General features: G+C 68.8%; 22 protein-coding genes. 9 read left to right on the top strand and 13 right to left on the bottom strand.

Going from position 1 to position 20,152, the window contains the following annotated elements:
- Nucleotides 1-5 precede the first annotated feature (5 nt).
- The 7 genes from D6860_RS21325 to D6860_RS21295 form a co-directional block, all read right to left on the bottom strand.
- Nucleotides 6-974 carry an MYG1 family protein gene (locus D6860_RS21325; protein WP_076623114.1) on the bottom strand — a complete coding sequence of 323 codons (969 nt, stop codon included), beginning with the start codon at nt 972-974 and terminating at the stop codon, nt 6-8.
- A 105-nt stretch (nt 975-1,079) separates the two neighbouring features.
- On the bottom strand, nt 1,080-1,658 hold the full coding sequence (locus D6860_RS21320) for a c-type cytochrome (protein WP_017467303.1): 579 nt from the start codon (nt 1,656-1,658) through the stop codon (nt 1,080-1,082).
- Entirely contained in the window at nt 1,655-2,920 is a 1,266-nt protein-coding gene (locus D6860_RS21315) for a PQQ-dependent sugar dehydrogenase (protein WP_076623115.1), read from the bottom strand. Before D6860_RS21315 ends, D6860_RS21320 begins: the two co-directional genes overlap by 4 nt.
- 480 nt (nt 2,921-3,400) lie before the next feature.
- On the bottom strand, nt 3,401-4,756 hold the full coding sequence (locus D6860_RS21310; protein ID WP_076623116.1) for a TRAP transporter large permease: 1,356 nt from the start codon (nt 4,754-4,756) through the stop codon (nt 3,401-3,403).
- Between the two features lie 2 nt (nt 4,757-4,758).
- Nucleotides 4,759-6,072: a TRAP transporter small permease subunit gene (locus tag D6860_RS21305; RefSeq protein ID WP_017467731.1), complete on the bottom strand. Its 1,314-nt coding sequence runs from the start codon at nt 6,070-6,072 to the stop codon at nt 4,759-4,761.
- An 85-nt stretch (nt 6,073-6,157) separates the two neighbouring features.
- Nucleotides 6,158-7,258 (bottom strand): TRAP transporter substrate-binding protein DctP, encoded by a 1,101-nt coding sequence (gene dctP / locus D6860_RS21300; RefSeq protein WP_076623117.1) that lies wholly within the window; start codon nt 7,256-7,258, stop codon nt 6,158-6,160.
- 251 nt (nt 7,259-7,509) lie between these two features.
- A complete protein-coding gene (locus D6860_RS21295; RefSeq protein WP_017470128.1) occupies nt 7,510-8,022 on the bottom strand; it encodes a DUF2478 domain-containing protein in 513 nt (170 codons plus the stop codon).
- A gap of 72 nt (nt 8,023-8,094) precedes the next feature.
- Here D6860_RS21295 and D6860_RS21290 point away from each other — a divergent pair, with 72 nt between their 5' ends.
- From D6860_RS21290 to glp, 4 genes are read left to right on the top strand one after another with little or no spacing between them, the layout of a single operon-like run.
- Entirely contained in the window at nt 8,095-8,964 is an 870-nt protein-coding gene (locus tag D6860_RS21290; protein WP_076623118.1) for a formate dehydrogenase accessory sulfurtransferase FdhD, read from the top strand.
- On the top strand, nt 8,961-9,605 hold the full coding sequence (gene mobA, locus D6860_RS21285; RefSeq protein ID WP_229743282.1) for a molybdenum cofactor guanylyltransferase MobA: 645 nt from the start codon (nt 8,961-8,963) through the stop codon (nt 9,603-9,605). The genes D6860_RS21290 and mobA overlap by 4 nt, the downstream gene beginning before the upstream one ends.
- Nucleotides 9,602-10,093, top strand: coding sequence for a molybdopterin-guanine dinucleotide biosynthesis protein B (mobB, locus tag D6860_RS21280; protein ID WP_076623119.1), 492 nt, complete (start codon nt 9,602-9,604; stop codon nt 10,091-10,093). The genes mobA and mobB overlap by 4 nt, the downstream gene beginning before the upstream one ends.
- The gene (glp, locus tag D6860_RS21275; protein WP_076623120.1) at nt 10,090-12,222 is read left to right on the top strand and encodes a molybdopterin-binding protein; all 2,133 of its coding nucleotides are present in this window, start codon (nt 10,090-10,092) and stop codon (nt 12,220-12,222) included. Before mobB ends, glp begins: the two co-directional genes overlap by 4 nt.
- A 7-nt stretch (nt 12,223-12,229) precedes the next feature.
- On the opposite strand, the gene D6860_RS21270 is transcribed toward glp, so the two are convergent.
- The 5 genes from D6860_RS21270 to D6860_RS21250 are packed head-to-tail and all read right to left on the bottom strand — an operon-like array spanning nt 12,230 to nt 14,927.
- Nucleotides 12,230-12,481, bottom strand: coding sequence for a sulfurtransferase TusA family protein (locus D6860_RS21270; protein ID WP_076623121.1), 252 nt, complete (start codon nt 12,479-12,481; stop codon nt 12,230-12,232).
- Complete coding sequence (locus D6860_RS21265) at nt 12,478-12,963, bottom strand: DUF6505 family protein (protein ID WP_076623122.1); 486 nt, start codon at nt 12,961-12,963, stop codon at nt 12,478-12,480. Before D6860_RS21265 ends, D6860_RS21270 begins: the two co-directional genes overlap by 4 nt.
- Nucleotides 12,960-13,667, bottom strand: a complete 708-nt coding sequence (locus tag D6860_RS21260; protein ID WP_076623123.1) for a biotin/lipoate--protein ligase family protein — start codon at nt 13,665-13,667, stop codon at nt 12,960-12,962. The genes D6860_RS21265 and D6860_RS21260 overlap by 4 nt, the downstream gene beginning before the upstream one ends.
- Nucleotides 13,664-14,731, bottom strand: coding sequence for an Mrp/NBP35 family ATP-binding protein (locus D6860_RS21255; RefSeq protein WP_076623124.1), 1,068 nt, complete (start codon nt 14,729-14,731; stop codon nt 13,664-13,666). Before D6860_RS21255 ends, D6860_RS21260 begins: the two co-directional genes overlap by 4 nt.
- Before the next feature lie 4 nt (nt 14,732-14,735).
- On the bottom strand, nt 14,736-14,927 hold the full coding sequence (locus tag D6860_RS21250; RefSeq protein ID WP_017469433.1) for a DUF6494 family protein: 192 nt from the start codon (nt 14,925-14,927) through the stop codon (nt 14,736-14,738).
- Nucleotides 14,928-15,057: 130 nt separating this feature from the next.
- On the opposite strand from D6860_RS21250, the gene D6860_RS21245 reads away from it, so the two are divergent.
- Nucleotides 15,058-15,729 (top strand): hypothetical protein, encoded by a 672-nt coding sequence (locus tag D6860_RS21245; RefSeq protein WP_017469434.1) that lies wholly within the window; start codon nt 15,058-15,060, stop codon nt 15,727-15,729.
- Here D6860_RS21245 and D6860_RS21240 read toward each other — a convergent pair.
- The gene (locus D6860_RS21240) at nt 15,723-17,645 is read right to left on the bottom strand and encodes a 4Fe-4S binding protein (RefSeq protein ID WP_083697781.1); all 1,923 of its coding nucleotides are present in this window, start codon (nt 17,643-17,645) and stop codon (nt 15,723-15,725) included. The two genes, D6860_RS21245 and D6860_RS21240, sit on opposite strands and share 7 nt — an antisense overlap.
- Before the next feature lie 377 nt (nt 17,646-18,022).
- On the opposite strand from D6860_RS21240, the gene D6860_RS21235 reads away from it, so the two are divergent.
- The 4 genes from D6860_RS21235 to D6860_RS21220 are packed head-to-tail and all read left to right on the top strand — an operon-like array spanning nt 18,023 to nt 20,041.
- Nucleotides 18,023-18,556 carry a DUF3305 domain-containing protein gene (locus D6860_RS21235; RefSeq protein WP_076625321.1) on the top strand — a complete coding sequence of 178 codons (534 nt, stop codon included), beginning with the start codon at nt 18,023-18,025 and terminating at the stop codon, nt 18,554-18,556.
- On the top strand, nt 18,553-19,173 hold the full coding sequence (locus D6860_RS21230; RefSeq protein ID WP_017467035.1) for a DUF3306 domain-containing protein: 621 nt from the start codon (nt 18,553-18,555) through the stop codon (nt 19,171-19,173). The genes D6860_RS21235 and D6860_RS21230 overlap by 4 nt, the downstream gene beginning before the upstream one ends.
- Nucleotides 19,174-19,191: 18 nt before the next feature.
- Nucleotides 19,192-19,797, top strand: coding sequence for a TorD/DmsD family molecular chaperone (locus D6860_RS21225; RefSeq protein ID WP_076625320.1), 606 nt, complete (start codon nt 19,192-19,194; stop codon nt 19,795-19,797).
- A 52-nt stretch (nt 19,798-19,849) separates the two neighbouring features.
- The gene (locus tag D6860_RS21220) at nt 19,850-20,041 is read left to right on the top strand and encodes a twin-arginine translocation signal domain-containing protein (RefSeq protein WP_017467037.1); all 192 of its coding nucleotides are present in this window, start codon (nt 19,850-19,852) and stop codon (nt 20,039-20,041) included.
- The last annotated feature ends 111 nt before the right edge of the window (nt 20,042-20,152 follow it).

Genomic DNA, 20,152 nt, shown 5'->3' with positions numbered 1-20,152 from the left:
GGACGTCAGGCCGCGCCCGGAGTGTCCTCGGCAGAGGCCGCTTCGGCCTGCTGGCGCAGCGCGTTCTCGACGGCAAGCTCGGCCATGCGCATGATCGCCTCGCGGCTGTTCGCGGCGGCGATGAACAGGCCCTTGTGGCAGAACTTCGCGCCGGGCACGCCCGAGGCCTCCTCGAGCGCCTCGCCCGACAGCCCGCCCCATTCGGCGGGAAGGTCGGCGCGCTGCTCGTAGCCCTCGTCGGACAGGCGGATGCCGCCCAGCGTCCAGTCGTCGCCGCCACGCGGGGTGACGACGAAAAGCAGGTGGTCGGCCTCGGCCTTGTCGATGCCCGATCGGAACGGCATTCCGCGCGGCAGCTCGAGGATGCGGCCCTCTCCGGCATCGGCGATGGCCTGCGCGACAAGCCCCTCGGCCCGGCGCTTGGCGGCGCTGCGGGCAACGCGCGCATCGACGAACTGGCGGGCGATCTCGACCGCGGCGCGGAAGGCGCGGATCTCGCCCTCGGGGTCGTCGTCGTCGAACACCGGCTTGAGCGTCTCGATCAGCCCCGGCAGCGTCAGCGCCGACAGCGGGCCCGCCTCGGACAGGCTCACGGTGCCGTTGTCGACCTGGTCAACCGGCAGCACGAAGGTCTTCTCGAAGGAGGCGTGCAGCTTGTCGAGATGCTCTTCGGGCACGCCGCTGGCACGCAGGTAGTCGTGGCCGAAGTGCAGCCAGACCAGACCGAACGAGCTGTAGGGCGTGCCGTCCTCGCGCTGCGGCGCTTCGCGCTGGTGGTGGTCGTAGACGTGCGCCTCGGGGTCGTAGGTGCCGCCGACGTCGTAGATGACGCGGTCCTCGGCCGGCGCGAGCCACTCGGGCGCGCGGGTGCGCACGACCTCGGCCTCGGGGAAGAGGCGGGTGAGGATGACCGTCGAGAGGACTTCATCGGCGTGGAAGCCGCCGGAATGCGTGACGAGATAGCTGGGAGACATGGAGATGCGCCGTTTCCTGGGAGAATTTCGCACCTCCTAGGCTGCCGGGGCAGGGGGGATCAAGGGGGCGCGCCTCTCGGGACGCGCGCCTCCCGGCGTCGTGGATCACTCGGGCCCTTCGACCTCGAGGGTGACGGCCGCATACCAGTCGGCCACGGCGCGGATCGCCTCGTCGGTCATCTCGGCGGCGATCTCGGTCATGATCGGATGCTTGCGCTTGCCGCTTCTGAACGCCTTGAGCTGGGTGTCGATGTAGATGTTGACCTCGCCCGCGAGGTTCGGAGCGTCGAGCGCCTGCGAGATGCCCGTGGCGCCGTGGCAGGAGACGCAGGCCTCGGGCGCGTCGCTTTCGTTGACGCCTTCGGGCAGCGTGGCCGATGCCGTATGTGCCGCGTACCACGCGGCGACATCCGAGATCTGCTGCGCGGTCAGGCCGGCGGCCACGACCGACATCATCTCGTGCTCGCGCGCACCGCTCTTGAAGGCCATCAGCTGCGCCTCGAGATACGCCTCGGGCTCGCCGCCGATGTTGGGCGCGATGGGGATCTGCGCGATCCCGTCGAGCCCGTGGCAGGTGCGGCACATGTTGGCGACCTTGCGCCCGGCGGCGGGGTCGTCCGCCGCCGCCGGGGTGGCCCCGGCGAGCATCAGCCCGCCGAGGATGGTGAGTGCCGCGCGCCTCATTCGGACGCGGGCGCCGGGTTGTAGGCGATCCGCCAGATCGCCCCTGCGAAGTCGTCGGACACCAGCATGGAGCCGTCCTTGAGGAAGGCGATGTCCATCGGCCGGCCCCGGTATTCGCCGGTCTCCTCGTTGAGCCAGCCGTCGGCGAAGACCTCGGTCCCGGCGGCGTTGCCCTCTTCGTCGAGCGCGGTGAACATCACCCGCGCGCCGATCGGCGTAGTGCGGTTCCACGAGCCGTGCTGCGCCGAGAAGATCCCGCCCTGGTACTTCTCGGGGAAGGACGAGCCCTCGTAGAAGCGCATTCCGAGATCGGCGGCATGTGCCTGCATCTCGACCTGCGGTTCGGTGAACGACACGCCCTCGGGGCGCGGCACGTTCTTGTAGTCGGGGATCTCCACCCGGCCGTTGGTCCACGGGAAGCCGAAGTGCTGCCCGGCCTCGGTCTGGCGGTTCAGCTCGCCCGGCGGGATGTCGTCGCCCATGCCGTCGACCTGGTTGTCGGTGAACCACAGGTCGCCGTTCGCCGGGTTGAAGTCATGCCCGACCGAGTTGCGGATGCCGCGTGTGTAGACCTCGCGACCGGTGCCGTCGGTGTTCATCCGGATGATGCCGCCAATGCCGGTCTTGTCGTACATCTCGACCTTGTCCTTGGGCTGCACGTTGTGCGGCTGGCCGAGCGAGACGTAGAGCTTGCCGTCGGGCCCGATACGGCAGACCCGCGCGGTGTGGTTGAAGCTCTCTTCCTCGGCCGGGATCAACTCGCCCTTGGGCACCACCACGCCGACCGCCGGGTCCGGTCCCTCGAAGAAGAACTCGGCCGCCGGGAAGGTCAACACGCGGTTGCGCTCGGCGATGTAGAGGAAGCCGTCAGGCGAGAAGCAGGGGCCGTTGGGCACGTCGAAGGTGATCGAGGGTGCGAAGTCGAAGACCTCGTCGGCGACGCGGTCGCGGTCACGGTCGACCACCGACCAGACCTTGTCCTTGCGGGTGCCGACGAAGGTCACGGTGCCCTGCGGTGCCACCGCCATCGAGCGCGCGTCGGGCACCACGGCGTAGAGGCTGACCTCGAAGCCGTCGGGGACGTTGATGTGCTCGAGGATCGCCTTCAGCGACTCGGCGCGCTCGCCCTCCTGGTCGATGTTGGTGAAGGTCGCGTCGGTGCGCTGCATGTTGGACAGCTTGTCCATGTTGTCCTGCGCGAGCACCGGCGTCGCGCAGATCGTTCCGAGCATCAGGCTCGCAATCAGCTTTCGGGTCTTCATCATCTCTCCTCCCTAATAGGTCCCGGCCTGCGTATTGTTGTCGCATTGTCCGGCGGCCATATGCGGAGAGTTCAAGACCGCGTGTGTCGTGTCAATTGATTCGATATGCATACATTGGGATGTATCGGTATTTCTTCTATATGCCGAAGCGGGTCGGGGATGCGCGAGGAAACGCTTGAAACCCAGTTTGAGGTGCGGGATTTACTCTGCTTATCAAGTTTTTGATGTGAGTCTGGAGCGATTTGTCCGGTAGCCGTGTCGGCGCGATCGGAAATTAACTTGAGAATTATCGCGGCGGAAATTCAGGAATTCGGCGCAGAATAAAATCGGCGCCTCTCCTGTAATAGAGGGCGATTTCGGTGGATATGAGGCCCGAGAATTAAGGGCCGAAATATTTCCGCTGATCCGTGCGCTTTTCCGGGTTTGCGACGGGATGCGGATGGCGCAGGCCCCCGCCGGAGCGGGGGCCCGTTTCACGTTTCAGCCGTAGATCAGCCGCGGCAGCCAGGTGATGATCTCGGGAAAGACCATGCAGAGCACGAGGCCCACGATCTGCAGCGCGAGGAACGGCAGGGCCGACTTGAAGATGTCGGTCATCGGGATCTCCGGCGGCGCCACCCCCCGCAGGTAGAAGAGCGCGTAGCCGAAGGGTGGCGACAGGAAGCTCATCTGCATGTTCACGAGGTAGAGCACCCCGAACCACAGCACGAGATCCTCGGGACTCGACAGTCCGAAGGCCGCAGCCCCCAGCGCCTTGATGATCGGCACGAAGATCGGCACGCAGAGCAGCAGGATGCCCACCCAGTCGAGGAACATGCCCAGGATCACCAGCAGGATCTGCATCAGGATCAGGATGCCCCACGGTCCGAGCCCGGTCGCCGCCAGTGCGTCCTGCACGAACTGCTGCCCGCCCTCTAGCACGTAGAGACCGACGAAGATCGTGGCGCCGAACATGATCCAGATGACCATGGCCGAGGCCTTGAGCGTCGTGGTGCAGGCCTCGCGGACCGTCGGCCAGTCGAGCTTGCGGTGAATGGCGGCCACTATGAAGGCGCCGAAGGTGCCGATGCCGGCGGCCTCCACCGGCGTCGCGACACCGGAGAAGATGATGCCCAGTACCACCACGACCAGCGTGATCGGGGCGGCCATCTTGCCGACGAGCTGCAGTTTCTCGCGATGCGAAATCCGCTCCTCGACCGGGATCGCCGGCCCAAGCGACGGGTTGATGTAGCAGCGCATGGTCACGTAGAGGATGTACATCCCCGACAGCAGCAGGCCCGGGATGACCGCGCCGATGAACAGCTCGCCCACCGATTGCTCGGCCACCACCGCGTAGATGATGGCAAGGATCGACGGCGGGATCAGGATCCCGAGCGTGCCACCGGCCATGATCGAGCCCATCGCGATCTTGGGGTCATAATGCCGCTTCAGCATCGCCGGCAGCGCGATGATGCCCATCGTCACCACCGCCGCGCCGATGACGCCGACCATCGCGGCAAGGATCGTCGAGGCGATGATCGTGGCCGAGGCCAGCCCGCCCTTCACCCCGCCGAGGACCTTGTAGATCACGTCGAACATGTCGTTGATGATCCCCGCCCTCTCGAGCATCGCCGCCATGAAGATGAACAGCGGGATGGCCGAGAGCTGGTAGTTCGTCATCAGCGGAAAGATCCGGCTGGGCACGATGTTGAGCGCGCGGGCGTCGCCCAGCACGAAGAGGAACACGCAGGCAAGACCGCCGGTGACGAAAGCGAGCGGCAGGCCCGCCATCAGCAGCGCCAGCAGCGAGCCGAACATGATGAGCGTCAGCCACTCGATTCCGATGTCGATACCCATGCTCAGTTCCCCCGCGCGATTTCACGGATGTCTTTCGACAGTTTCGAGATGCCCTGCAGCACGAGCAGCAGGCCGCCGATCACCATGACCCATTTCATCGGCCAGAGCGGCACCTCCCATTCGTTGAAGCTGATCTCGCCCCAGCGGATGTTCGGATCGGTCCACTGGTTCAGGCCCCAGCCGCCGACCATCTCGCCGAACGAGATCTGTCCGCGTGCCCAGTCCGAGACCACGGCATTGCCCGAGGGCACCGCGATGGCGTCCATGGCGAAGATCCAAGAGGTCACCAGGAGGGTGCCCGCGAAGATGAAGAAGAAGATCGAGGTGAGCAGGTCGACCCATGCCTTGTTCGGCCGCGACATCGGTGCGTAGAAGATGTCGACCCGGACGTGGCTCTCGGTGAGCATCGCGTAGGCCCCGGCGATCAGGTACTGCATCCCGAACATGAGATACATCGCCTCGTGCGCCCAGTTGGTGGGCGAGCCGAAGACGTAGCGCGCGATCACCTCGTAGTAGTAGACGAAGACCGCGATCACCGCCCAGTAGGCGACGAACTCGCCGCAGAACAGCGACAGCCGGTCGATCCAGTTCTCGGCGTATTCGCTGTCGTGCTTGGGGCCTTCCTCGTCCTCGGCCTCGCGCAGGGCGCGCTCGGCCTCCGACACCTCTTCGTGCAGCGGCAGGGCGGCATTGGCCCGTCGCACCAGCATCGGCAGCAGGATCATGTCGATCAGCAGCAGCGCAAGCAGCAGGTAGAGCGCGTAGCCCGCCGCGTTGTCCCAGAAGGCGCGCGTGGCAGCGGCCTCGTCGCGCAGCGGGGTGATCTCCTCCACCGTGGCGCGCGCGTCGGTGACGCGGGTTTCGCCCTTGGAGATCGTGTCCTGCGCCCGTTGCAGGCGCCGCTCGGCGCTCTTGAGCGCGAACGAGCCCGCCTCGGCCTCGTCGACCGCGGCCTCGAGGTCGGCCAGGCTGGCCTGCGCCTCGGTCACCCGCTCTTCCTCGCGATCAAGCGTGCGCTCGGCGACCCGGATCTGGTTGGCGTAGGTCGAGAGCACCGTCCGGGCGTCATGCGTCTGGTTGTTCGCGAAGAGGATGAACAGGAAGATCGGCAGGTAGATGAGCCCCCACAGGCTCTTGAGGTAGAAGCGGTGCAGGCCGAGGATGCCGCCGGTGACGGCGATCATGTAGGCGAGCGGCAGCGTGTAGCGTTTCTCTTTCGGCTGCGGACGGCGCGAGAGCACCATCGCGATGACCGGGAAGACGATCAGTCCGACCCAGTACAGCCAATGCGGCAGCGTGAAGCTGAGACCCGGCATTGCGGTCCTCGTTGATTGGCATTGCATGAGAGCCGCCCGGCGCGCAGGCCGGGCAGCGGATCGGGGGCTGGATGTCGAGCGAAGCTCAGAGCTTCAGTTCGAGCCCCTCTGTGAGTGCGGGATCGACGTAGCCCAGCGAGCCGGACATCATGTAGTCGAGCTGGATCTTGAAGACCCGGGCCGCGTTCGGATCGCGGTTCGCGTAGTCGAACCAGATCGGCACGGCGACCTCGGTCATCAGGTCCACGTCGTCCTGGCTGAGCCGGGTCACCTCGGTGCCGTCTTCCTCGAACTTCGACCAGGCCTCCTGGTCGGCCTTCTGGATCGCGGCGTAATGCATGTCGGAGTAGACATGCGTCTCCATCTCGACGAACTGCTTCATCTGCGGCGACAGCGCGTCCCAGGCGGACTGGCCCACGGTGATGTCCATGATGTCGACCGGCTGGTAGAGCGACATGAAACCCGGCGGGCCCATGACGATGTAGCTGGTCACCTGGCTGAACCCGAGCGCGTAGTTGACCGCCGGGCCCACGTAGTCCGCCACGTCGATCGTGCCCTTCTCGAGCGCCGGGAAGATCTCCGAGCCCGGAAGAACCGTGGTCTCGGCGCCGATGGCGTTGAAGACCTCGGCCACCATGCCGCCGGGCAGCCGCATCTTGCGGCCCGCGAAGTCGTCGATCGAGCGGATCGGCACCTTCGAGTGGATGATGTTCGCGTCGTGGTGCACTGGGCCCACGAAGTGCATGCCCTGCGCCTTGTAGAGCTCGCGCGCGATGTCGATGCCGCCAAGCCCGTAGTAGAACGTGTCGAACTCGGAGGGCTGGCGCAGGCCGAGCGGGATCGACGTCAGGAACGTCGCCGCAGGGATGATGCCCTGCGCGTAGATGGTGAACGGGTTCACCGCGTCGAGCACGCCGTTCTTCACCGCGTCATACAGCTGGAAGTCACCGACGACGTCGTTGGCACCGAATGGTGTAAAGGCGAGCTCCCCTCCCGTCTTTTCAACAATCGTCGCGCACCAGTCCTTGAAGATCTGCAGGCCGGCGCCGCCGGGCCAGCTTGTCTGGATCTTCCATGTGGTGCCTGCTGCCTGCGCCGAGGCAATGTGCGGCGCCGCGAGGGTTGCGGCACCCGCGCCAGCGATCGCGCGGAGCGCATGGCGCCGCGTGGTCCTTTGGTTGGTCATGTATCTCCTCCCTTTATGACCGGACCGCGGGCGCTGGTCGTTGCCGGTGCCCCCGACCCGATGGAAGGTAGCTTAACGTGAATATGTAAAATTGGTAATAAAATTTTGCCGGTTTTGAATATGTCCGCCGGAACCGATCCTTTGGTCGGTGTTCTTGGCCGTGCAGGCGCTCAAGACAGGGGCAAACCGGCACGGCACCGGGGGTGACGTGAGCATGGCAGGTCGGATTCGTAAGGGGAAAGGGCCCGTGCTCAGCTCGCGTGCTCGGCGATCTGTGCGCGGCACCAGGTCTCGATGGCGGAGGCGTCTTCGGGCAGCTCTTCGGCCAGGCCCTCGGCAAAGGAGAGGAAGGCCTCGACGTTGCTCGGGCCGACCGCCGTCAGCACAGGGATACCCGCGGCCAGTGCTTCGCCGATCACCGGGCGGAAGCCGCGGCCATCGGCCTCCTGCTTGCCGAACTTGTTCACGATCAGAAGAGCGGCCCCGTCGCGCAGGCTGGCACTCACCAGCCCCACCGCCCGCTCGAGTCCGTCCGGATCGAGCCGGCAGCCGCGCGACAGCGCCCCGAGGTTCTGGCTGATGCGCACCACGTCGAAACCGCTGAGAACATGCAGGTCCATCATGCACTTGGTGTCCGGGCCGGTCTCGACGTTGATCTGCACCGCGCCCGCCAGCCTGACCCCGCCATCGCGCAGCCGCGCGGCCACCTCGCGGATCAGGACATCGCTCGCCCCACGGCCCTGCGGCACCACGTAACCCAGCATCCTCAACCCCTTGCAACTCGTCCGGGCAGCCTACAAGATGCCCCCCGCGCAGGCCAGAGGAGGTATCGCTTCGTGATCGCACCCGAGTTTCCCCTGCTCCCCGATCCGTCCGACCCGCGCCTCACGCGGCGTGTCACCGGCACCGACCAGACCGGCGCCGAGACCGAGCTTTCGGTGGTCGAGGAACGCCCCCTGACCATCTATCTCAACCGTCAGGAGATCGTCACCGCGATGACCATCGGGGACTATCCCGAGTATCTCGCGCTGGGCTTCCTGCGGAACCAGGGGATGCTGCGCCCCGACGACGTGGTGACCGCCGTCGACTACGACGACGAGATCGAGACCGTCGTGGTGCGCACCGAGCGCGAGACCTCATACGAGGAGAAGGTGCAGAAGAAGACCCGCACCAGCGGCTGTGCCGTGGGCACCGTCTTCGGCGACATGATGGAGGGGCTCGAGGGGCTCGTGCTGCCGCAGACGCAGGTGCGGTCAAGCTGGCTCTACAAGCTGGCGCGCGAGATCAACACCACGCCCTCGCTCTACCTCGAGGCCGGGGCCATCCACGGCACCGTGCTCTGCCAGCAGGACCGCCCGCTGGTCTACATGGAGGACGTCGGCCGCCACAACGCGGTGGACAAGATCGCCGGCGTGCTCTTCCGTCACGACATCCCGGCGGACGACAAGATCCTCTATACCACCGGGCGGCTGACCTCGGAGATGGTCATCAAGACCGCGCTCATGGGCATTCCGGTGCTCGCCTCGCGCTCGGGCTTCACCGCCTGGGGCGTCGAGATCGCGCGGCAGGTCGGGCTGACCTGCATCGGCCGGATGCGCGGGCAGCGCTTCGTCTGTCTCTCGGGCGAGGATCGGCTGCTGCGCGACGTCGACCCCGCAAGTGTCCCGGACGAGGATCGCAAGGCGCGCCGGAAGGCCTCGGCATGAGCGCGGCGCCGCTGCAACAGCCGCTCGGCGTGATCCTTGCCGGCGGCCGCGCCACCCGCATGGGCGGGGGCGACAAGGGGCTGCTCGAGGTGGGCGGCCAGCGCCTGCTGTCGCGGGTGATCGAACGGTTCGCGCCGCAGGTGGCGGGGCTCGCGCTCAACGCCAACGGCGATGCCGGGCGCTTCGCCGAGTTCGGACTGCCGGTGCTGCCCGACAGCCTGCCCGACTATCCCGGTCCGCTCGCGGGGGTGCTCGCCGGGCTCGACTGGGCGGCGGAGCAGGGGGCCGACAGCATCGTCACCGTGGCCGCCGACACGCCGTTCTTTCCCTGCGACCTGGTCTCGCACCTGCTGCTCGCCGCCGAGGGGCGCCCGCACCTGCTGGCGCTCGCCGCCACGCCGCGCGACGGCAGCGAGCTGAAATCGGGCGGCAGGCTGAACCGGCACCCGACCTTCGGCCTCTGGCCGGTCGCTCTGCGCGACGACCTGCGCGCCGCGCTGGACGAGGGGCTGCGCAAGGTGGTGCTCTGGACCGATCGGCACGACGCCGGAGAGGCGGTCTTCCCGGTGATCGGCTTCGACCCGTTCTTCAACGTCAACACGCCCGAGGACCTCGCCCGGGCCGAGGCGCTGATCGCATGAGGCTCTACGGCGTCACCGGCTGGAAGAACGCCGGCAAGACCGGCCTGATGGAGCGGCTTGTCTCCGAGATCTCGGCGCGCGGGCTCAGGGTCTCGACCGTCAAGCACGCCCACCACGACACCGACATCGACCAGCCGGGCCGCGACAGTCACCGCCACCGCGAGGCGGGCGCCCGCGAGGTCATGCTGGCCACGCCGCACCGCTGGGCGCTGATGCACGAGCTGCGCGGCGCGGACGAGCCGCCGCTGGCGGAGCTGCTGCAGCGGCTCTCGCCGGTCGACCTGGTGCTGGTCGAGGGCTACAAGGGCGCGCCGCATCCGAAGATCGAGGCGCACCGCCAGGAGACCGGCAAGCCGCTGCTTGCCACGCGCAACGATACGATCCGCGCGGTGGCCGCCGACAGCGCGGTCGAGACGACGCTGCCCTGCTTCGATCTCGACGATACCGCCGCCATCGCCGATTTCATCCTGCGCGAGGTGGGCGCATGAGCTTCGACACCTTCGTCGTCGTGGACTGGTCCGGCGCGGCGTCGCCTACGCCCGCGCGCCCGTCGAAAGACGCCATCTGGATCGGCATCGCCGGCGCTGGCGCGCAGGAGGTCGAGACGCAGTATCACCGCACCCGACACGCCGCGACCGACGCGCTGGCCGCGCTCTTCGAGGCCGAGACCGCCGCCGGGCGGCAGGTCATCGCGGGCTTCGACTTCCCCTTCGCCTATCCCCGGGGCTTTGCCCGCGCGGTCTGCGGCTCGGACGATCCGCTGGCGCTGTGGGAGGCCATCGCGGCGCGTATCGAGGACGCGCCCGACAATGCCAACAACCGGCTCGACGCGGCGGCCGCGCTGAACCGCCTGTTTCCGGGCAACGGTCCGTTCTGGGGCAACGGGCTGGCGCGCGAGATCGCCGACCTGCCGCGCAACAAGCAGGGCTACGCCAACGGCTTTGCCGAGCGGCGCGCCTGCGACGGTGTCCCCGGGGCGCAGCCGGTCTGGAAGCTCGCGGGCGCGGGCTCGGTCGGCTCGCAGGCGTTGCTCGGCATTCCGCGGCTGCAGTCGCTGCGCGCCCGTTTCGGGCGCTCGATCGCGGTGCGCCCCTTCGAGACGCATGACGCGGCCATCACGCTGGTCGAACTCTTTCCCTCGCTCATCGCCGGAAGCGTCGCGGCGCTGGCCGAGCCCGACGAGATCCGCGACCGGGCGCAGGTGCGGGTGCTCGCCGGCGCGCTCAGGGCGCTGGACCCGGCGCAGCTCGATACCATGGCCCGCGAAGGCGACCCGGAAGAGGGCTGGATCTTCGGCCTCGGTCACGAGGCGGCGCTCGAGGCCGCCGCGCGTGAGGCGCAGGCCCCGGAAGAGTTGGTCCCGCCGCGCCTGCGAGACGATTGTTTCGCCATGCCGCAGGGCGTGTCCTGGGTGCCGGTGGACGAGGCGCTGTCGCGGCTTCGCGCGGCGCTGCACCCGGTGACGGGGATCGAGACGCTGCCGCCGGCAAGGGCCGCCGGCCGGGTGCTGGCGCAGGACGCTGTGGCGCGGCGCTCGAACCCGCCGCGTCCGAATTCCGCCGTCGACGGCTACGGTTTCGCCCATGCCGCCACGCGCGAGGGGGTGAACCGCCTGCCACTGGTCGCCGGGCGCGCCGCCGCCGGGCAGCCGCATGACGCCGCCGTGCAGGCAGGCTCGGCGATCCGAATCCTGACCGGCGCGATCCTGCCCGAGGGCGTCGATACTGTCGTGCTGGAAGAGGACACCGCCACCGACGGCGCCACCGTCGCCTTCGACGGTCCGGTGAAGCCGCGCGCCAACACCCGCGAGGCGGGCGAGGATGTCTCGGAAGGCACCACCGCGCTGACCGCCGGCCATCGCCTGCGGGCACCCGATCTCGCGCTGCTCTCGGCGCTGGGCGTGGCCGGGGTCTCGGTGCACCGCCCGCTGCGGGTGGGGGTGCTGTCGACCGGCGACGAGATCGTGCCGGCGCCCGACAGTCCCGCCGCACCGCACCAGATCTACGACGCGAACCGCCCGATGCTGCTGTCGCTGGCCGAGGGCTGGCATTATCAGCCCGTCGATCTCGGTCACGCGCCGGACGACCCGGACGAGATCGCGGCGCGGCTGTCGCAGGGCGCGCGCGACGCGGATGTCATCCTGACCTCGGGCGGCGCCTCGGCGGGCGACGAGGATCACGTCTCGGCGCTGCTGCGATCACGCGGCACGCTCACCAGCTGGCGCATCGCGTTGAAGCCGGGGCGGCCCCTGGCGCTTGCCATGTGGGACGGCACGCCGGTCTTCGGCCTGCCGGGCAACCCGGTCGCGGCGCTGGTCTGCGCGCTGGTCTTCGCGCGCCCTGCGTTTTCGCTGATGGCGGGGGCGGGCTGGCAGGAGCCCTGCGGCTTCACCGTGCCGGCTGCTTTCTCCAAGCGCAAGAAACCGGGCCGCCGCGAATACCTCCGGGCCCGTCTCGACGCGCAGGGCGCGGCCGAGGTCTTCCGGTCCGAGGGCTCGGGCCGGATCAGCGGGCTGAGCTGGGCCGACGGGCTGGTCGAACTGCCCGATGGCGCGGTCGAGGTCACGCCCGGCACCCCGGTGCGCTACATTCCCTACGCCTCCTTCGGGCTGGTCTGAGCGTGGCTCAGCCCTTGCGGATCAGGTAGACCTGCGCGCCGTCTTCCTCGGCAGTGGCGAGCAGCGCGTGCCCGGCCTCGGCGCAGAAATGCGGCACGTCGATCACCGCCGCCGGGTCGTCGGCCAGCACGCGCAGCACCTCGCCGGACCCGAGCGCCTGCAGCCGCTTGCGGGCCTTCAGGACGGGCAGGGGGCAGAGCAATCCGCGCGCGTCGAGCTCCTGCTGCCATGTGATGTCGTCGGCGCTGGTCCCGGTCATTCCGAATCCTCCACCGAGCCATGCACAGCGAACTGGTCGAGCGCCGCTTCGGGCGCCTCGATCACGCGGTAGGCCTCGCGGACGCCGGCATCGGTCAGCTCACGGGCAACGGTGAGCAGCGTGTTGGGCGCGTGCTCGTCGCAGAGGTCGGCCATCTGGGCCAGCTCCTCGGCGGCGACGGGGCGGGCCACCTCGACCGAGGGCGCGCCATACCACTGCACGAAATGCTCGGCGAGCAGGTCGGTCAGCGCGGTCATCTCGGCGGGCTGGATCTCGGTTACCGCGACGAAGGTGACGCGGCCGCCGGTCTCGATCCCGAACCAGCCGTTGGCAAAGGCCTGCCGGGCCTTGCCCTCGAGGTCGCTCCGGGTCCAGTTCGAGAACTCGAAGCCGCCCGAGATGCACCACTCGCCGGTGCGCGCCGGGCTGGCGTAGACGCGCATGTCGCTTTCGTCGAAATGGGTCGCGCGGGCCAGTTTCATGGGGCCTCCTCCAGAAGCGTGGTCAGCGGGATGACGTCGGTGCCGTCCTCGGTGCGCAGGAGCATTCCGAACGCCTCGTCGACGCCGAGGAAGGTGCCGCTCCGGCCGTCCTGCACGACATCCTCGCCGATGCCATGCGCGAGCCCGCGCCATTCGGCGTGCAGCGGGCGGCCGCCCTCGTCTTCCCAGCGGTTGATCCAGTTGAGGGTGTGCCGGGCCCATGCCTCGACCAGCGCGGGCGGCTGCACGTCTGCGCACCCCTCGGCGTAAAGCGCGGTCTGGTCGGGGGTGTCGCCGGGCCGGTCGCTCGCCGGCAGCAGCGGCAGGGTGAAGCCCACCACCAGCCACGCCGGCACCGCCTGCGGGTCGTGGTCCGAGGCGAAGACCCGGAACCGCCCGCAGGCCGCGCCGTTCACGAGAATGCCGCCGGACCAGTCGAGATGCACCGAGACCTCGGGCGGGGCCAGCACGCCAAGCGCATTCTGGAAGCCCACGCCGCAGACCGGCAGCATCGCCATGGCCTGTTGCAGCGGCACCTCGGGGGCGAAGACCAGCGCGCCCTGCACCACGTCGGGGGCAGCACGCCAGGCCACCAGCCCGGCGTCGCAGCCCGCGGCTGCCCGCATGCAGGCGTGCTCGAGCGCGTCGGTCGTGACCTCTTCGCCCCAGAGCAGCGGCGGGAAGCTCAGCTCGGTGGTGCTCATGCGACGCCCTGCGCCACAAGGGCGCTCGCGACATCGTGGAAGGCCTTTGCCCGCGTGCCGTCGGGCTCGCTTACCACGATGGGCGCACCGCCGTCGCCGCCCAGACGGATCTGCAGGTCAAGCGGAACCTCGGCCAGCAGCGGCACGCCGAGCTTCGCGGCCTCGGCGGCGACGCCGCCATGCCCGAAGACATGTTCCTCGTGGCCGCAGCTCGAGCAGATGTGGGTCGACATGTTCTCGATCATGCCGAGCAGCGGCACGTTCATCTGGCGGAACATGTCGATGCCCTTGCGCGCATCCAGAAGCGCCACGTCCTGCGGCGTGCTGACGACGATGGCGCCATCGACCTGCGCCTTCTGGCTCAGTGTCATCTGCACGTCACCGGTGCCCGGCGGCAGGTCGACGAGCAGCACGTCGAGCGCGCCCCATTGCACTTGAGTCAGCATCTGCTGCAGTGCCCCCATGAGCATCGGGCCACGCCAGACCACCGCCTGGTCCTCGTTGGTCATCAGCCCGATCGACATCATCGTGACGCCGTGGTTGCGCAGCGGCAGGATGGTCTTGCCGTCGGGGCTGGCCGGACGGCCCGACACCCCGAGCATGCGCGGCTGCGACGGCCCGTAGACGTCGGCGTCGAGCAGCCCGACGCGGCGCCCCTGCTGCGCCAGCGCGCAGGCGAGGTTCGCCGCAACGGTCGACTTGCCGACGCCGCCCTTGCCGCTGGCGATGGCGACGATATGCGCCACGCCGGGGACCTTCTCCGGCCCCTGCGGTTTCGGCTTCGCGCCCCCGAGATCCGGCGGCGCCTTCTCGGTGTGGCCGGTCATCACGATCGAGACCGCGCCGACCCCGTCGATCGCCTTGAGCGCTGCCTCGGCCTTGTCCTTGACGACGGTGTAGGCGTCGGCGGCCTTGGGCGGGATTTCCAGCACGAAGCGCACCGCGCCGGTGGTTTCGTCGACGTTGAGGGCGCGCACCACGCCGCTTTCCATGATGTCGTTCCCCGAGGCCGGGTCGGCCACGGTCTTCAGCGCGGCGATGACCGCGTCGCGGCTCGCGGCCATGCGGTTACTCCTGCCCCTTGATCTCGCCCGTGACCTCGTGGCTGAGGTCGAGCTCCTCGATGGTGACCACGGCCTTGACGGCATAGGTCTTGCCGGCGGTGTCATGCTCGCGCATGGCTTCCTCGATGGCCTGCTGCGAGGTCACGCCGACCTGCTTCAGGAACTTGCGCATCGACATGTTGAAATCGTCGCTCATGGTCTTTCCTTCCTCGAGATTGACGGGCCGCGCCCCCGAAGCCTACTGTCGGGGCATGGGAGGACGCGGGTTTCTAATTCTTCTGTGGGCCGCTCTGCTGCCCGTCGCCGCTCTGGCGCAGGACGCCCCGGTGCGGCTGCATGCCCCCGACGCGCTGCGCGAGACGGGGCTCATCGACCACATCCTGCCGCGGTTTTCGCTGAAAACGCAGGTCCGGGTCAAACCCTCTGCCGAGGGCGAGGCCGACATCGCGCTTGGCGACACCGGGCCGGCGGTCTTCAGCGGCCCCGGCGAGCGCGTCTGGCAGATGGACCTGCGCCACCCCGACAACGCCGACGCGAAACGCCTTGCCGACTGGCTGATGTCCGAGGTCGGGCGCAACACGGTGCAGAGCTACGCGCCCGAGGGCACGCCGCTCTTCGGTCCGCCGCCGGCCCGCGAAACCGCTGCCGCCAAGGTCAGCATCGATGGCGATGCCGTGCTCGGGCTCGAGGTATCGCGGACGAAGTGCACGCGGTGTCACTCGGTCGAGGCGGGCACCGGGTTCGCTGGCATCTCCTCGACGCCGAGCTTTGCCGTGCTGCGCAGCCTGCCCGACTGGGCCGACCGCTTCGATGCCTTCTACGCGCTGAACCCGCACCCGGCGTTCACCCAGGTCGAAGGCGTGTCCGAGCCCTTTCCCGAGAACCGCCCGTCGCCCATCGTGCCCATCGAGATGACCCTCGACGAGGTCGAGGCGGTGCGGGCCTATGTCGCGACGATGAAGGCCGCCGACCTGGGCGCGCCGCTCCAGCATCAGTGATCGCGCCGCTTGCTGAGATAGTCGTCGGTGGTGCGCACGCGCGGCCGCTCGCCGGCCTCGAAGGGGTTGTTCTGCGAATGATACTGCGCGTTGACGCGGCAGTCGTCGCACATCTGGATCATCCGCAGCTTGTCGCCGCCCGCGAACATCGAATGCCCTTCGAGCTTCTCGGTGATCCGCTCGATGGTCGACTTCACGCCGAAGAGCGCGCCGCATTCGATGCAGGCAAAGGGCTCTTCCTCGTTCAGCACCTGCTGTGACAGCGCCGCGTCGCTGAGGTCGAGCCGGGGCTCGTAGGCGATGGCGTCCTCGGGGCAGACATTCGCGCAGAGCCCGCACTGCAGGCAGGCGTCCTCCTGGAAGCGCAGCTGCGGCAGGTCGGGGTTGTCGCCGAGCGCCCCGGACGGGCAGAGCGACACGCAGGCCAGGCAGAGCGTGCAGGCGTCGGTATCGACCAGAACGGCGCCGTAGGGCGCACCCTCGGGCAGCGGCAGCGTCTCGGCATCGGGATGCAGCGCGCGGGCGGCCTGCCGGGTGATCTGGCGACGGGTGCCCATCGGGCGGACCGGCGCCGCGACCGGGGCGGGCGCGGTTTCGTCGTAGAGCGCATCCGACACCGCGTCGGGGTCGGGCGTGTCGAGCAGGGCGAGCTTGTCCTCACCGCCGATGGCGCGGGCCAGCGTGAGCTGTGCGACCAGCGCCTCGCGGTCGGCCCCGGGCCCCGGCAGCAGCGTGACCGAGGCGAAGCCCGCGCCAAGGGCGGCCACCATCTCGGCATGGCCGAAGGCCCCGATCGCCGGAAGTTCCATCGGGATCACGTCGGCGGGCAGGCCGCGCCCGTGGCGGGCCGACAGCCGGATCATCTCGGCGCCATGCGCATCATGTACCAGCAGGCGCGGCGCGCGGCCGCCGGCATCGAGGAAGCTGCGCGCCAGCGTCTGCACGCGGTGGAACACAAGGTCGACCGGCGGCGCGTCGTAGGAGATCGCGCCGGACGGGCAGGCCGCCGAGCAGGCACCGCAGCCGGCGCAGACCATCGGGTCGACGGTAACGTGGTCGCCATCGGGCAAGATGGCCCCGGTAGGGCAGAGGTCGAGGCAGCGGGTGCAGCCGGTCTGCCCGGCCCGCGAATGGGCGCAGAGCAGCGGCTCGGTGCGTACGTGCAGCGGCTTCTCGAAGGTGCCGACGAGATGCGAGGCGGCAAGGATCGCGGCGGCCACCGCCGGTTGGCTGCCGGGATCGGCCCGCAGGTAGCCCTCGCGCTTCTCGTGTGCGGGGAACAGCGGCCGCGCGCCCCGGCGCAGGTCTAGGATCACGTCGCAGGCCGAGAACGCGCCGTCGCGCGGCTCGGTCAGGGTGAAGTCGCCGCGCCCGCCAGGTTCGACCTGGCGCAGCGCGTCGATGGTCACCTCGAACTGGCCAAGCGCACCGGCGGCGCGGCGCAGCCGGCCGGTGATGATGTCGAAGGCGCGGGTGTCGGGCAGCTCGGTGCCCTCGTCGAGCAGCACCGTCACGCCGAGATGCGGGGCGAGCTGCTCGGCGGCGGCAAGTGCGCTCTCGCCTTCGCCGAGGATCAGGCAGAGCCCTTCCGACACGACGTCCATCGCCTTTTCCGGCGCGGCGGGCAGCAGCGCCTCGGCCACCAGCGCGGCCATCTTCGGCGACTTCGGCGCGGGATCGTCGCTCCAGCCGGCCCGGTCGCGGATGTCGAGCAGCGCCGGCGCAGGCAGGTCCAGTTCCTCGGCCAGCGCCTCGAAGGTGCGGGATTCCTGCGTGCAGCAGAGAATGGCGTCTTCCGTCGCGATGGCCTTTGCGGCGGTTTCCACCTGCCGCGTGCAGAGCGCCGTGCAGGGCTTCGGCACCTCGAGCCCGGTGGCGTTTGCGAGCGCCTCGGCGTCGATGGTCTGCGAGCCCATGCAGTCGCATGTTACGAGTGTCTTGACCAAACGGTCCTCCCCTTCGCCGCCTGTCGGCGCCCTGTCCCGGGCCGTTGCGGTGGCAGGAAAGCTAGAGCCGAATCCGGCGCGCAACAACCGCTTTCCTGCCAGATGGCGGCGTCGGGACGAAATTGTGATTCGCCTTTCGCACGAGACTCGGTGTTCACTCGGGTTGACAGGCTGGTGCGCCGCGCCAGCTCGGAATGGTGCGACAACCTGCGGGATGAGGTGCCGTATTTTTCCTAACGGAAATAAGAAGAAGCGCAGAATCCCCCTTCCCGCGGAGCCCGTCGTGGTTCAAAGTCGTCCGACAAGGGGAGGAGAACGTGACGGCCAATCCCAGCAACGATCAGTACATGCCGGTGGGCGTCGTCTTGCGGCGCACGCCCGGTGCGACGCGCTGGGCGAAATGGGCGTGGCGTGCGGTCGCCGTGCTGCCCGGCGCGGGGCCTGCCGACTGGCGCGAGCTGCGCCGTGACGGTGACGCCGTGGAGTATCATGCAGGAACGCCGACGCTGGAGCTCTACCGCGCCGAGACCGAAGCTTACCTGCACGGCATCACCGCGCAGCAGCCCAGCGTCTGGGTCGTCATGCGCGAGGTTTCTGGCGAGCATCCCTTCGAGATCGTGACCATCACCGCCTCGCCCTACGAGGCGCAGGACTACGGCGACAATGGCGAGGACATCGTCGAGAAGATCCCGATGCCGCCGGGTCTGCTGGCGTGGGTCGGGGATTTCGTGGCGCGCCACCACGTCGAAGAGGAATTCGTCAAGCGTCGCCGCGACCGCGCCAAGACGGGCGGCGTGCAGGACGGCATCGGCGACCCGCGGATCGAGACGGCCTCGGATGTCTACGCCTCGCCCGCGCTCAAGCGGAGGCGGCTGCAATGAGGGACTTCTGGTCACGCCGCAAGGCCGCCGTCGAGGCAGAGGCCCGCGCCGAGCAGCAGGCGACCGAGGCCGCGCTGCGCGCCGAGGAAGAAGCGAAGCTTGCCGAGCGGTCCGACGAGGATCTGCTCGCCGAGCTCGACCTGCCGCTGCCCGAAGAGATCACCAACGGCGAGATGGTCCAGCGCTACCTGAAGTCTGCGCTGCCGCAGCGGCTCAAGAACCGCGCTCTGCGCCAGCTGTGGAAGACCAATCCGGTGCTCGCCAATCTCGACGGGCTGGTCGATTACGACGACGATTTCACCGACGCGGCGACCTGCGTGCCGAACCTCCAGACCACCTACCAGGTGGGCAAGGGGCTGCTCGCGCATATCGAGCATATCGCCAAGACCACCACCGAGGCCGCGCCGGAGCCGACGCCCGTCGCGCTGGCCGACGACGATGCGCTGGCCGATGACGTACCCGCCGACCCCGAAGACACCCCCGACAATGCCGCCCCCGAAGCGCCGCGCGACATCGCGCTGGCCAATGGCTCAGAGCGCGCGTACGAGCCAGACGCCGAGCCGGCCGCGCGGCCCGCGTCGTCGCGCCGGATGCGCTTCCGCTTCGAGGCAAGCTGACCCATGAACGAGAAGACCATGACCGCAGCCGCAGAGACCCGTATCCCCGAAGAAGACCGCCTTCGCGCGGACCTCTACAATTTCCTCGGCGTGCTGCTGGCCCGCCCGCCCGATCGCGGGCTGCTCGACCAGACGGCGGCGCTGACCGGCGACACGAGCGATGTCGGGCAGGCCGTCTCGACGCTGGCCCGGGTCGCGAAGCTGACCAAGCCCGCCACGGTCGAAAGCGAATACAACCGGCTCTTCATCGGGCTGGGGCGCGGCGAGCTGCTGCCCTACGCGAGCTACTACCTGACCGGCTTCCTCAACGAGAAGCCGCTGGCGCTTTTGCGGCAGGACATGACGGCGCGCGGGCTCGCCCGGGCCGACACCGTCTTCGAGCCAGAGGACAACATCGCCAGCCTCATGGAGATGATGGGCGCGATGATCGTCGGCCGCTTCGGCGCGCCCGCGTCGCTGGGCCAGCAGAAGGATTTCTTCAACAGGCATATCGGCCCCTGGGCCGGGCATTTCTACACGGATCTGGAAGCCGCCAAGAACTCGGTCTTCTATGCACCCGTCGGCCGTCTCGGCCAGGTGTTCATGGAGATCGAGGCCGAGGCGTTCCGAATGAGCGCGGGCTAAGCCGCGCCTGACCGGCGGGGGACCGCCAAGCAACTGGAAGGAGTACCAACGGATGACAGAGAAAGCGGACAAGGCCTCGAGCCGCCGCGATTTCCTGAAGCTGGCGGGATCGGCCGCGCCGGCAGCGGCGGTGGCCGCGGCAACGGCCGGCACGGAGGCGGAAGCCGCCGAACCCGATCCCAGCTCGGATCGCATGCAGGACACAGCGCACACGCGCGCCTACTACGCCGCCGCCCGGTTCTGAACCGGACGCAGCACCCGAACAGGCATGGGACGACTGGTTGCGTGACGCCCGACTGACCCGAGCCATTATACGTTTACCAAGCGAGCGAGGCACCATTCGGGGGCCGAGCGA

This window comes from Salipiger sp. D13 (assembly GCF_003703915.1).
Classification (GTDB): Bacteria; Pseudomonadota; Alphaproteobacteria; order Rhodobacterales; family Rhodobacteraceae; genus Salipiger; species Salipiger profundus.
Note: the sequence above shows the minus strand (reverse complement) of the source record. Positions and strands in the feature narration are given on the sequence as shown.